General features: G+C 68.9%; 12 protein-coding genes. 6 read left to right on the forward strand and 6 right to left on the reverse strand.

The annotated features are described in order from the left end of the window. Position 1: 1 nt before the first annotated feature. Entirely contained in the window at positions 2-1,495 is a 1,494-nt protein-coding gene (locus OG735_RS14665) for a hypothetical protein (RefSeq protein ID WP_327323617.1), read from the reverse strand. Then, positions 1,480-2,625, reverse strand: coding sequence for a PP2C family protein-serine/threonine phosphatase (locus OG735_RS14670; protein ID WP_327323618.1), 1,146 nt, complete (start codon positions 2,623-2,625; stop codon positions 1,480-1,482). The genes OG735_RS14665 and OG735_RS14670 overlap by 16 nt, the downstream gene beginning before the upstream one ends. A 106-nt stretch (positions 2,626-2,731) precedes the next feature. Here OG735_RS14670 and OG735_RS14675 point away from each other — a divergent pair, with 106 nt between their 5' ends. Further along, entirely contained in the window at positions 2,732-3,961 is a 1,230-nt protein-coding gene (locus tag OG735_RS14675) for a GNAT family N-acetyltransferase (protein ID WP_327323619.1), read from the forward strand. 253 nt (positions 3,962-4,214) lie between these two features. On the opposite strand, the gene OG735_RS14680 is transcribed toward OG735_RS14675, so the two are convergent. Both OG735_RS14680 and OG735_RS14685 read right to left on the reverse strand, forming a co-directional pair. Continuing rightward, a complete protein-coding gene (locus OG735_RS14680; RefSeq protein WP_327323620.1) occupies positions 4,215-5,024 on the reverse strand; it encodes an Fpg/Nei family DNA glycosylase in 810 nt (269 codons plus the stop codon). After that, positions 5,024-5,512: a ribose-5-phosphate isomerase gene (locus OG735_RS14685; protein WP_327323621.1), complete on the reverse strand. Its 489-nt coding sequence runs from the start codon at positions 5,510-5,512 to the stop codon at positions 5,024-5,026. Before OG735_RS14685 ends, OG735_RS14680 begins: the two co-directional genes overlap by 1 nt. 182 nt (positions 5,513-5,694) lie before the next feature. On the opposite strand from OG735_RS14685, the gene OG735_RS14690 reads away from it, so the two are divergent. Together OG735_RS14690 and OG735_RS14695 are read left to right on the forward strand one after the other, a co-directional pair. Continuing rightward, a complete protein-coding gene (locus OG735_RS14690; RefSeq protein WP_327323622.1) occupies positions 5,695-7,212 on the forward strand; it encodes an amino acid permease in 1,518 nt (505 codons plus the stop codon). Positions 7,213-7,288: 76 nt separating this feature from the next. Then, positions 7,289-7,651 (forward strand): hypothetical protein, encoded by a 363-nt coding sequence (locus OG735_RS14695; RefSeq protein ID WP_327323623.1) that lies wholly within the window; start codon positions 7,289-7,291, stop codon positions 7,649-7,651. A 63-nt stretch (positions 7,652-7,714) separates the two neighbouring features. On the opposite strand, the gene OG735_RS14700 is transcribed toward OG735_RS14695, so the two are convergent. After that, complete coding sequence (locus tag OG735_RS14700; protein WP_327323624.1) at positions 7,715-8,299, reverse strand: biotin transporter BioY; 585 nt, start codon at positions 8,297-8,299, stop codon at positions 7,715-7,717. A gap of 436 nt (positions 8,300-8,735) precedes the next feature. On the opposite strand from OG735_RS14700, the gene OG735_RS14705 reads away from it, so the two are divergent. The 3 genes from OG735_RS14705 to OG735_RS14715 all read left to right on the forward strand — a co-directional run bounded on the left by OG735_RS14705 (position 8,736) and on the right by OG735_RS14715 (position 11,852). Further along, positions 8,736-10,178: an amino acid permease gene (locus tag OG735_RS14705; RefSeq protein ID WP_327323625.1), complete on the forward strand. Its 1,443-nt coding sequence runs from the start codon at positions 8,736-8,738 to the stop codon at positions 10,176-10,178. 613 nt (positions 10,179-10,791) lie between these two features. Continuing rightward, on the forward strand, positions 10,792-11,433 hold the full coding sequence (locus tag OG735_RS14710; protein WP_327323626.1) for a superoxide dismutase: 642 nt from the start codon (positions 10,792-10,794) through the stop codon (positions 11,431-11,433). A gap of 209 nt (positions 11,434-11,642) precedes the next feature. Continuing rightward, the gene (locus OG735_RS14715) at positions 11,643-11,852 is read left to right on the forward strand and encodes a hypothetical protein (RefSeq protein WP_327323627.1); all 210 of its coding nucleotides are present in this window, start codon (positions 11,643-11,645) and stop codon (positions 11,850-11,852) included. Positions 11,853-11,854: 2 nt separating this feature from the next. Here OG735_RS14715 and OG735_RS14720 read toward each other — a convergent pair whose 3' ends face one another. Continuing rightward, positions 11,855-12,499 (reverse strand): mycothiol-dependent nitroreductase Rv2466c family protein, encoded by a 645-nt coding sequence (locus OG735_RS14720; protein WP_327323628.1) that lies wholly within the window; start codon positions 12,497-12,499, stop codon positions 11,855-11,857. Positions 12,500-12,599 lie beyond the last annotated feature (100 nt).

The raw sequence follows: 12,599 nt of genomic DNA on the forward strand, positions 1-12,599 counted from the left end.
CTCAGTTGCCGAGGCCGCGTACGTACAGGTTGAACTTCCGGCTGGTGCCGTCACCGCCCAGGTTCGTCGCGCTGGTCGTGAAAGCGACGTGGTGGCCGTCGGCCGAAATCGACGGGCTGTAGCTGTACCCATCGCTCTGCGAGCCGTCATCGGCGACGCTGACCCTGGTCGTGGTGGCGGTCACCCGGTCTCGCACGTACACGTCCCAGCTTGAGTTGGTGTCGCCGGTCACCAGCTTGTCCTCGCCGGACACGAACGCGATGTAGCGGCCGTCGGCGGAGAGCGTCGTCCGCTCCTGGCCGGGGGTTCCGCTGTCGCTCAGGCCATTGGGGCCAAGGTTCACCTGCGTCGTCGTCCGGGTAACCCGGTCGTACAGGAAGATGTCGGTGTCGATCGGACCGCCGGTGTCGCCCGCCACCAGATTCGACGCCGTGGATTCGAACGCGACGAAGCGGCCGTCGGCCGAGATGGTCGCCGTGCGACTGGCGGAATTGCCTTCCTTGCCGTCGGGACCGACGCTGATCCGGTCGGTGTACCCGGTCAGCTGATCGTGCACGAACACGTCGTCCGCGTGGTTGTTGTCGGGGAACAGGGACAGTGTCTTCGCCCCGGAGGAGAAGGCGACGTAGCGCCCGTCTGCCGAAATCGACGGCAGTTGGCTGATGTCGTCGCCCTGGCGACCGTTCGAATCGACGCTGACCCTGGTGGTCTCACCGGTCTGCCGGTCGCGCACGAAGACGTCGTGGATGTCGTTGGTGTCGCCGAACACCAGATTCGACGCGGGAGAGTCGAACGCGACGAACCGGCCGTCGGCGGAGATCGACGGATGGAAACTCTCACTGTCGCTCTGCTCGCCGTGGCTTCCGAGGCTGACCCTGGTCGTCGCACCGGTCTGCAGGTCGTGCACGAAAATGTCGCGGTAGCGGTTGGTGTCACCGGCCACCAGGTTCGACGCGAAGGACTCGAACGCGACGTAGCGGCCGTCGGCAGAGATCGACGGATTCCGGCTCACGTTGTTGGCCTGGTTGCCCGCGGAGTCGACGCTGACCCTGGTGATGACGCCGGTCTGCCGGTCGCGCACGAACACGTCGTCCGCTCGGTTGGTGTCTCCGACCACCAGATCCCTTGCCAGCGAAGCGAAAGCCACGTAGCGGCCGTCGGCGGAGATCGACGGCCCGCTGGCGGAGTTGCTGATCGGTGCCGTGCCTGCCGGCTTCGGTTCGGCATCCGTGGCATGCGCGACGCCGCCCGCTAGCAGCGCCGCGACGATTCCCGACGCGAGCACTGCGCGCCCTGCGTTGCGGATTACGGAGAGACGTCTCATGGGTGTCCTTCTGTTCGGTTCGCCGCCACGGCAGCCAATTGCCCTGATCAGCGTTCCGTGTCGGACCGGCCGAAGCATGAGGGAACCCCCTAGACCTCCGGCGTCGCGTTCTGCGCGGCGCGGCCCAGTTCGACGGCGGGGGTTAAACGGCAAGCCTAGGCCTCGCGGCACAGAAGCAGCAGCGCCCGGTCGTCGTTGACGTCCTTCGCCACCGCCTCGATCAGATGCCAGGCCGCGCCCTCGAAACCCGAGGCCACATACCGGTCGGCCTCCCCGGTGAGGCGGTCGATGCCCTCGCTGATGTCGCGTCCCGACGCCTCCACCAGGCCGTCCGTGAAGAGCATCAGTACGTCGCCGGGGCGCAGGGAGCCCTTGACCGGGTCGAACTGCGCCCCGTCGTAGACGCCGAGCAGCGGGCCGTCGGTGTCCTTCTCCTCCCAGCGGCCGCTGCCCGCGTGCAGCTGGAGCGCGGGCAGATGGCCCGCCGACAGCAGCTCGTAGTCGCCGGAGTCCAGGTCCAGCACGAGATGGATCGAGGTCGCGAAGCCCTCGTCCCAGTCCTGGCGGAGCAGATAGCCGTTGGCCGCGGGCAGGAAGCCGTGCGGCGGGAGCGAGCCGAGCAGGCCGCCGAACGCGCCGGACAGCAGCAGCGCACGCGAGCCCGCGTCCATGCCCTTGCCGGAGACGTCGGTGAGGACGACCTCCAGGGTGCGGCCCCCGTTCGTACGGGCCGCGACCACGAAGTCGCCGGAGAAGGACTGGCCGCCCGCCGGGCGCAGCGCCATCTCGTGGTGCCAGCCCTTCGGCAGCTTCGGCAGAGCGCTCTGTACCCGGATGCGTTCGCGCAGGTCGAAGAGCATTGTTCCGCCGCGTCGCCAGGGCACGCCGACTCTCGCCCGGAACTGCGCTATGAGCAGACCGAAGAAACCGCAGGCCGCGACGGTCAGGACGGTGCCCGGGGTGACTCTCGCCGGGCCTTCGGTGTACGGGCCGAGCACGACCGATTCGATGATCAGGGCCGTCGCCGCCGCCGCGTACAGACCGAGCAGGCTCGCCGGGCGGAGGAGAAGGCCTCCGGCCACGATCGGCAGGACCAGCGCCGCCGGGGAGACCCAGACGGGGACCACTATCGAGCCCCATGTGAAGGCCGGAATGGTCAGCAGCAGCCCGGCCAGAGCAATCCAGTCGGAGCCGTCGCCGCGGAAGTAGTCGACTCCGGATTTGCGCAGCGCGATGCGTGCCCGGTGCACGGCTTTCCGCAACCGGGCCGTGAACGAGTCTGCTGCAGAGGCACGGGCCATTGCCGTGGACCCTATCCACCCGGTCGCCTCCCGCGCAGGGGGACCCCGGTGACAATGCGTTCGAAATCGGGTCGCCCCGATGACGTAGCCCTGGTAGGCATGGCATATGACGACAGAGGTGAGGGTGCTGCGTCCGTCCGAATGGGACGACTGGTACGGGAAGTTGATGCTCGCCTTCGGCGGAGCCGGGGAGGCCCCGGAGGAGCGCGATCTGTGGGATTCACTCACCGAGCACGAACGCTCGATCGGGGTCTGGGACGGCGACGACTGCGTGGGGACGGCCGGAGCGTTCTCCTTCGGGGTCTCGGTCCCGGGCGGCGCGACGGTACCGGCCGCGGGCGTGACGATGGTGAGCGTGGCGGCGACGCACCGGCGGCGCGGTGTGCTCACCTCGATGATGCGCCGCCAGCTCGACGACGTACGCGGCTGGGGCGAGCCGCTCGCCGTGCTGACGGCCTCCGAGCCGGAGATCTACGGACGGTTCGGCTACGGGATCGCGACACAGCAGATGTCCGCGCAGATCGACACGGTCCAGGCGCGGATCAACGTTCCGGAGGGCGCCGACGCGGTTCGGCTGCGGTTCGCGAAGGTCGAAGATGTCGCGCAGGAGTGCGAGGCGGTGTACGTCCGCAGTATCGGTTCACGGCCGGGCATGCTCGCCCGTAAGCCGGGCTGGGAGCGGCTGCCGCTGCTCGACCCGCCGGGCGATCGTGACGGCGGCTCGGCGATGCTGTGCGTGGTCGCCGAGCGGGAGGGCGAGATCGTCGGCTTCGTCCGCTTCCACAACAAGGCGGACTGGGAGCCGCGCGGCCCGAAGGGCACCATTGTGCTGCGGCACATCGAGGCGCTCGACCCCGTGACGTACGCCGTTCTGTGGCGCTTCCTCTTCGACATCGACCTGACCGTGCAGGTCGTGGCACGCAACCGGCCCGTGGACGATCCGCTGCTGCACCTGGTCAACGATGTGCGGCGGTGCGAGGTCCGGGTGCGGGACGGGCTGTTCGTACGGCTGGTGGACCTGGGGGTGGCGCTGGAGGCGCGGACGTACCAGACGCCGCTGGATGTGGTCTTCGACGTCGAGGACGCCTTCTGTCCGTGGAACACCGGGCGCTGGCGGCTGACCGGCGACAGCAAGGGCGCGTCGTGCAAGCGGACGGACGACGAGGCGGATCTGGCGCTGTCCGTACGGGAGTTGGGGGCGGCGTATCTAGGCGGGGTGTCGCTGACGGCGCTGGCGGGGGCGGGGCGGGTGCGGGAGCTGCGGGCGGGGGCGCTTGCCGAGGCGTCGACCGCGTTCGGCAGCGACCTGGCGCCGTGGCTGCCGCACGGCTTCTAGCTCCCCAACCGGGGCTCCGCCCCGGACCCCGCGCCTCAAACGCCGGCGAGGCTGGGTTTCGGGGGTTCGGCTCCCGGGCCCCCGCGCCTCAATCGCCGGCGATGCTCTTGTTGGGGCTCCGCCCCAAGCCCCGCTCCTCAATCGCCGGAGGGGCTGGGATGTCCGCCGGAGGGGCTGCATTGCAGCCCGTCCGGCGATTGAGGACACGCCCGAAGGGCGTACGGGGTCTGGGGCGGAACCCCAGTTGAGGGAGCTATCCCCGCTGGCACGCCTCGCACCAGAAGAGATTGCGTGCGGCGAGACCGGCGGTGCGGATCTCGCCGCCGCAGACATGGCAGGGCAGCTTCGCCCGGCGGTAGACGTAGACCTCGCCACCGTGGTCGTCGACGCGCGGCGGGCGGCCCATCGCCTCTGGGGTGTGCTCGGGGCGGACGGTGTCGATGCGGTTGTTCCGTACGCCCTCGCGCATCAGCTCCACGAGGTCCGTCCAGATCGCGGTCCACTCGGCGCGGCGGAGGTCCCGGCCGACGCGGTAGGGGTCGATGCCGTGCCGGAAGAGGACTTCGGCGCGGTAGACATTGCCGACGCCCGCGATGACCTTCTGATCCATGAGCAGCGCGGCGACGGTGGTACGGGAGCGGGAGATACGGGCCCAGGCCCGGTCCGGATCCTGGTCGGCGCGCAGCGGGTCGGGGCCGAGGCGGTCGTGTATCGCCTGCTTCTCGCCGTCGGTGATGAGTGCGCAGGTGGTGGGGCCGCGCAGATCGACGTACGCGGTGGGGCCGGCCAGCCGCAGCCTGACCGTGTCGGTGGGCGGCGGCGCGGGGGCGTCGCCGAAGTTCACCTTGCCGAAGAGGCCGAGGTGGATATGGACCCAGCCGAGCGGGCCGAAGCCGAGGAAGAGGTGCTTGCCGTGCGCCTCGGTGGTCTCCAGGACCTGGCCGTCGACCAGCGCCGCACTGTCGGAGAACTTCCCCTGCGGGCTGGACGCCCGCACAGACCGGCCGCCGAACCTCTCGAAGTGGTCGGCGGCCAGTCGGTGGATCGTGTGCCCCTCGGGCATCAGCCCTGCTGCGGGTGGTGCGCCGGGATCGCGGGGAGCTCGCCGGTCTTCTCGTACTGCGAGAGCATCTCGATGCGGCGGGTGTGACGCTCCTCACCCGAGTACGGCGTAGTGAGGAAAATCTCGACGAACTTGGTCGACTCCTCCACCGTGTGCATCCGGCCGCCGATGGCGATGACGTTCGCGTTGTTGTGCTCGCGGCCGAGAGCGGCGGTCTGCTCGCTCCAGGCGAGTGCCGCGCGCACCCCCTTGACCTTGTTCGCGGCGATCTGCTCGCCGTTGCCGGAGCCCCCGATCACGATGCCGAGGCTCTCCGGGTCCGCGACCGTCTTCTCCGCGGCACGCAGGCAGAACGGCGGGTAGTCGTCCTGGGCGTCGTAGATGTGGGGACCGCAGTCGACGGGCTCGTGGCCATGGGCCGTGAGCCACTCGACGAGATGGTTCTTGAGTTCGAAGCCGGCATGGTCGGAGCCGAGGTACACGCGCATGTTCCGAGTGTGGCACGCGAGCGCCCGGGTAGCCGTCAGCGGGGTCAGGACCCATACGAGTCGTTCGCCTCCGCTTATCTCCTGGACCTAACGATCCGGAGACGGGACTTCACACATCAGGAGTCGCGGGTTTGAATGCGGGGGCTCGTAACCCGAGTGCTCTCGAACCTAAGGATTCGTCCATGACCTCGCAGCAGACCCTTACGAAGGAAGGCGAGCAGGCCGGTACGACCGGTAAGCCGCAGTCCTCCGACGGTCTCCAGGCCGGACTCAAGAACCGGCACCTGTCCATGATCGCCATCGGCGGTGTGATCGGCGCCGGCCTGTTCGTCGGCTCCGGTTCCGGTATCGCCGCGGCCGGCCCGGCCATCCTTCTGTCGTACGCACTCGTGGGCGCACTGGTCGTCTTCGTGATGCGGATGCTCGGTGAGATGGCCGCCGCCAACCCGACCTCCGGCTCCTTCTCCGCCTACGCGGACCGGGCGCTCGGCCGCTGGGCCGGGTTCTCGATCGGCTGGCTGTACTGGTTCTTCTGGGTCGTCGTGCTCGCGGTCGAGGCGACAGCCGGCGCGAAGATCCTCGAGGGCTGGGTGCCCGCGGTTCCGCAGTGGGGGTGGGCACTGATCGTGATGGTCGTGCTGACGGCGACGAATCTGGCGTCGGTGTCCTCGTACGGCGAGTTCGAGTTCTGGTTCGCGGGCATCAAGGTCGTCGCGATCGGCGCGTTCGTGGTGATCGGCATGCTCGCCGTCTTCGGAGTGCTGCCGGGCTCGGACAATGCCGGTGCGGGCTTCGCACACCTCACCGATGCCGGTGGATTCATGCCGCACGGTGCGGGCGCGATCCTGACCGGTGTGCTGATGGTCGTCTTCTCCTTCATGGGCAGCGAGATCGTGACGCTGGCGGCCGGTGAGTCGGAAGACCCGCAGCGGGCCGTCACCAAGGCCACGAACAGCGTGATCTGGCGGATCGGCGTCTTCTACCTGGGCTCGATCTTCGTGGTGCTGACGCTGCTGCCGTGGAACGACAAGTCGATCGTCGACAAGGGCTCGTACGTCGCCGCGCTCGACTCGATCGGCATCGCGCACGCCGGCGAGATCATGAACGTGATCGTGCTGACGGCGGTGCTTTCGTGCCTCAACTCGGGGCTGTACACCGCCTCGCGGATGGCGTTCTCGCTCGGCCGGCGCGGCGACGCGCCCAAGGCCTTCGCGCGGACGAACTCCCGGGGTGTGCCGCAGGTGGCCATCCTCGGCTCCGTGGTCTTCGGCTTCCTCGCCGTGTTCTTCAACTACAAGTGGCCGGACACCGTCTTCGCGTTCCTGCTGAACGCCTCCGGTGCGGTGGCGCTGTTCGTGTGGCTGGTCATCTGTGTCACCCAGCTGAGGATGCGCGGGATCATTCAGCGCGAGATGCCGGAGAAGCTCGTCGTGCGGATGTGGCTCTTCCCGTATCTGACGTGGCTGACCATCGCGATGATCACGTTCGTACTGGGCTACATGGTCTACGACGGCGGCGACGCGCGTAAGCAGGTACTGCTGTCGCTGCTCGTGGCGGCGCTGGTGATCGCGTTCGCGGTCGGGCGCCAGATGTTCAGGCCGAGCGTGTCGGCGGTCACGGCCGAGTCTGCGGTTTCGGCTGATGATGTCGATGCCGACGGCGCCCAGAGCGGTGCGCAGGACGCGGTCACCCGGTCGTAGGTGGTCCACACGCAAGGGGGCCCGCAGCCGTCGCCGGCTGCGGGCCCCCTTGCGTGTCGTCCCGGACGACAGTGCGATGCTGCGCGATCTGGACGCGGTGTCGGCGCGGGAGGTGCCGGCGCTGACCGGGCCCGATGCGCCGGTGATGTCCATGGTGCAGATCAACCATCTGGGCGGTGCGCTGGAGCGGGAGCCGAAGACTCCGAACGCGGTGCCGTTCCGCGACGCGCGCTATCTGGTGCGGGTGCTGAACCCGCTGGACGGCCCGGACCTGGACGCGGTCCGCGCCCTGCACGGGCGGGCGTTCGGGGTGCTGGAGCCGCTGACCGTGGGCCGCTCGCTCAACTTCGCCTTCGGCGGCGGCGACCGTACGCAGGGGCTGTGCGACGCCCCGGCGGCGGCGACCGTCCGCAGGGGCTGTGCGACGCCGAACGGCTGAAGAGGCTCGCCGGGGTCACGTCGCAGTACGACCCGGCGAACCTCTTCCGGCAGAACTACAACATCAGCCCCGGCGGCCGATGAGCTTCCAGGCGGTGGGCAGCGCGCCCATCGCCAGGGCGGCCTTCAGAGCGTCGCCGATGAGGAACGGCACCAGGCCCGCGGACACTGCCTGACCCATCGTCATCCCGGTGGCCAGGGCCAGGTACGGGACGCCGACCGCGTAGATGATCACGGAGCCGGCCACCATCGCGCCCGCGGTGCGCAGCACGGAGCGGTCGGCGCCGCGGCGCGCGAGGGCGCCGACGACCGTGGCGGCGAGCAGCATGCCGAGGATGTAGCCGAAGGACGGCATCGCATAGCCGGAAGCGCCCTCCGCGAACCACGGCATGCCCGCCATGCCGACCACCGCGTAGAGCGCGAGGGAGAGGAAGCCACGGCGGGCGCCGAGCGCGGTGCCGACGAGGAGCGCGGCGAAGGTCTGGCCGGAGACCGGGACCGGCGACCCCGGGACCGGGACGGTGAGCTGGGCCGCTATGCCGGTGAGTGCCGCACCGCCGACGACGAGCGCGATGTCCCGGGTACGGGAGGCGGGCAGCAGGTCGGCGAGGACCGCTCCGGGACGGGAGGTGACGGAAGCAGTACTCATCGGGACTCCGCGGGGGGTGAGGGCAGGTAAGGACACGGCGACGCTATCTCGCGGTGATCGCTCGATCACCATCAGCCGCCGACAAAGGCCGACGGAGCGCTTTGGTGGGGATCAAACAAAAGCCGCCCGTCATACGCGAGTTGGCGTGACGCTCGTCACTGAGGTCGGAGCGGCATGGGCCCGTTTTGCGCGGAGGGGCGGACTCCGGAGAGACTGTGGAGTCCCGCCAACCCGGCTGCCGCAGCGCTCCTGGTCGCGGCGGGACGCGAGGGACGTGTGCGACGCGTGCGCGACGTTGGCGACGCTGTGACGACGTGCGCAAGTGTTCACCTTGTGTGAGCATCGTGCCCGTATAGCGGACATACGTTCCTCGTAAGCGGGTCCCATGCCCAGACTGGTCCGCTCCCCCGCCTCAGCGACTGAACAGGGCACGCCCATGTCTCGGACCTCCGCGCCTGCGCCCGTCGACCAGCAGGCCGACGCTTCGCTCTCGCACGGACTCAAGCAACGCCATCTGTCGATGATCGCCCTTGGCGGTGTGATCGGCGCCGGACTCTTCGTCGGCTCCGGCGCCGGCATCGCCGCGGCCGGCCCGTCCATCGTCATCGCCTATGCGATTTCCGGCCTGCTCGTCATGCTCGTGATGCGCATGCTCGGCGAGATGTCGGCGGCGAACCCGGCCTCCGGCTCCTTCTCGGTGCACGCCGAGCGGGCGATCGGCCCCTGGGCCGGCTTCACCGCGGGCTGGGCGTTCTGGTTCCTGCTCTGCGTGGCCGTCGGCCTCGAGGGCATCGGCGCCGCGAAGATCATGACCGGCTGGCTGCCGGGCACACCGGAGTGGGCCTGGGTCGCCCTCTTCATGCTGGTGTTCTGCGGTACGAACCTGGCGGCGGTGAAGAACTTCGGCGAGTTCGAGTTCTGGTTCGCGGCGCTCAAGGTCGGCGCGATCGCGCTCTTCCTCGGCATCGGCGTGCTGGCGATCCTCGGCATCCTGCCGGGCACCGACGCGCCCGGCACCGCCAACCTCACGGGCGACGGCGGCTTCATGCCGAACGGCTCCGAAGGCCTCGTCGTGGGTCTGCTCGCCTCGGTCTTCGCGTACGGCGGCCTGGAGACGGTCACGATCGCCGCGGCCGAGTCCGAGCACCCGGTCCAGGGCGTCGCCAAGGCCGTGCGTACGGCGATGTGGCGCATCGCGATCTTCTACATCGGCTCGATGGCCGTCATCGTCACACTGGTCCCGTGGGGCGACCCGAAGGTCGTCGAGAAGGGCCCGTACGTCGCGACCCTCGACCACCTGGGCATCCCTGGTGCCGGCCAGATCATGAACGTGGTCGTGCTGGTCGCGCTGCTCTCCGCGATGAACGCCAACGTCTACGGCGCCTCCCGCATGGCCTGCTCGCTGGTGGCTCGCGGCCAGGGCCCGAAGGTGCTCGGCAAGGTCTTCAGCGGTGTGCCGCGCACTGCCGTACTGGTCTCCTCCGTCGTCGGTTTCGCGTGTGTGCTGCTCAGCTACTGGCGGCCCGACGATGTCTTCATGTGGCTGCTCAACATGATCGGCGCGATCATCCTGGTCGTGTGGATCTTCATCGCCGTCTCCCAACTCCTGCTCCGTCGCCGGATCGAGCGCGAGGCACCGGAGAAGCTGGTGGTGAGGATGTGGCTGTACCCGACGCTGACCTGGGTCGCGCTGGCGGGCATGGCGACGGTCTTCGTCCTGATGGCGCGCGAGGCGGACACGCGTGCGCAGCTGTACTACTCGGGTGGGCTGACGCTGGCGCTTGCGGCCGTGGGCTATGTGCGTCAGGTGAGGGCGGCGCGGGGCGGAGTGGAGAGGGTGGACGCGGAGCCGAGCGGGGCGGAGCCGAGCGACGCGTGAGGGATGACCGGGGCCGTCCGGTGGCCGGTTCGTCCTCAAACACCGGACGAGCTCAGATCGCCGGACCCGCTTGAGCTACCGCCAGGTCGGCGATCGGACGCGGCGCCCCGGACCGACTCACGCCGCCCGGTGGCCGGTTCGTCCTCAAACACCGGACGGGCTCAGATCGCCGGACCCGCTTGAGCTACCGCCAGGTCGGCGATCGGACGCGGCGCCCCGGACCGACTCACGCCGCCCGGTGGCCGGTTCGTCCTCAAACACCGGACGGGCTCAGATCGCCGGACCCGCTTGAGCTTCCGCCAGGTCGGCGATACGGCCCAGCGCATTGGACCCCCGGGCCGCCACGGCCCGGGGGTCCTCCGTGTCCGGGAAGCATCGCCCGTGCTTTTCGACGTCGCGCGCCCTCTATCCACACCGCGCGGCATATGACAATCTCGCCTCCCCGCTCCGCTCGCCGCGCCTCCGCCTCCCCGCGAACCAGGCGCGCGAGCGGATCGGCGACAGCCTGACGACCACCCTGGAGTCCTAGGACCATCGCCTGATCACCTCCGGCCTTCCTGCTGCTAGCCTGCACCTGCATAAGATGTGCAATAAGAAGCCGGAGGGACCGGACATGGCCACGTACACGCTTCCTGAACTTCCTTATGACTACGCGGCGCTCGAACCAGTCATCAACCCGGAGATCATCGAGCTCCACCACGACAAGCACCACGCCGCCTACGTCAAGGGCGCCAACGACACGCTCGAGCAGCTCGCGGAGGCGCGCGAGAAGGAAGCCTGGGGCTCGGTCAACGGCCTGGAGAAGAACCTCGCGTTCCATCTCTCCGGCCACATCCTGCACTCGATCTACTGGCACAACATGACCGGCAACGGCGGCGGCGAGCCGCTGGAGAAGGACGGCGTCGGCGAGCTCGCCGAGGCGATCGCCGAGTCGTTCGGCTCCTTCGCCGGATTCAAGTCCCAGCTGACCAAGGCCTCCGCGACCACGCAGGGCTCGGGCTGGGGCGTCCTCGCATACGAGCCGGTCAGCGGCCGTCTGATCGTCGAGCAGATCTACGACCACCAGGGCAATGTCGGCCAGGGCTCGGTCCCGATCCTGGTCTTCGACGCCTGGGAGCACGCCTTCTACCTTCAGTACAAGAACCAGAAGGTGGACTTCATCGAGGCGATGTGGAGGGTCGTCAACTGGCAGGACGTGGCGAAGCGTTATACGTCAGCCAAGCAGCGCGCGAACAACCTCCTGCTCGCTCCGTAGCACCGCCGCCGTAGCGCGTCGCCGTAACGCGTCGCCGTAACGCCACAGGGTCGTCCTGCTCGTGATCGTCTTCTCAACCTTCACCTGCAGGCGGATGAAAAGGGGCGGCCCCCGCGAGGATGTGACTCGCGGGGGCCGCCCGGTTTTGTGCTGTCGCTCCCACTTCGCCTCGGTCTAAACTCCCCGCCACCGACTGACGAGGGAGCGCCATGCCGAGGACCATGTGGTGCGACACCTGCAAGTCCGACGAGACTCACCGCCCGTTGAACGACGCCGAGAAAAAGTGGGCCAGGGACCGCACCGCCAGGAAGTACGTCGGCGACTTCTGGCTGTGCACCAAGCCGGCCTGCCGAAATCTCCGCACCGGCGGGAACAAACGTCCCTTTCCCGATCCCGTACGGCTGCCCCTGCCGGAGTGAATTCAGTCGAAGATCGGGCCCTGCGTACGCGTGCGCTTGATCTCGTAGAAGCCCGGGATGGACGCGACCATCAGCGTGCCGTCCCACAGCTTCGCCGCCTCCTCGCCCTTCGGGGCGGGAGTGACGACCGGGCCGAAGAAGGCGATCTGCTCGCCGTTGCTGCCGGGAACCGCGATGACCGGCGTGCCGACCTCCTGGCCCACCTTGTCGATGCCTTCCTTGTGCGAGGCGCGCAACTCGGTGTCGTACGCGTCGGAGTCGGCGTACTCGATCAGCTCCGCCGGCAGGCCGACCTCCTCCAGCGAGGCCACTATCGCCTCACGGGTTGCGCCCTCGCCGCGGTTGTGGAAGCGGGTGCCGAGCGCGGTGTAGAGCTTGCCGAGGACCTCGTCGCCGTACTTCTGCTGCGCGGCGATGACGACGCGGACCGGGCCCCACGCCTGCTTCATGCCCTCGCGGTACTTCTCCGGGAGCTCGTCGAGCTTGGGCTCATTCAGGACGGCGAGGCTCATCACATGCCAGCGGACCTCGACGTCGCGGACCTTCTCCACCTCGAGCATCCAGCGGGACGTCATCCAGGCCCAGGGACACAGGGGATCGAACCAGAAGTCGGCCGTGATCTTGCCGGGCTTGCCGTTCTCGGACATGTCTCTCCTCGTTAGCACGTCGCGTGTGCCTCGAACGGGCAACACCACCGCTCACCCGAGGATTCCCTGATACCGCGTGCCAGGTGCACATGGGAGGATC

Source organism: Streptomyces sp. NBC_01210 (assembly GCF_036010325.1).
Classification (GTDB): domain Bacteria; phylum Actinomycetota; class Actinomycetes; order Streptomycetales; family Streptomycetaceae; genus Streptomyces.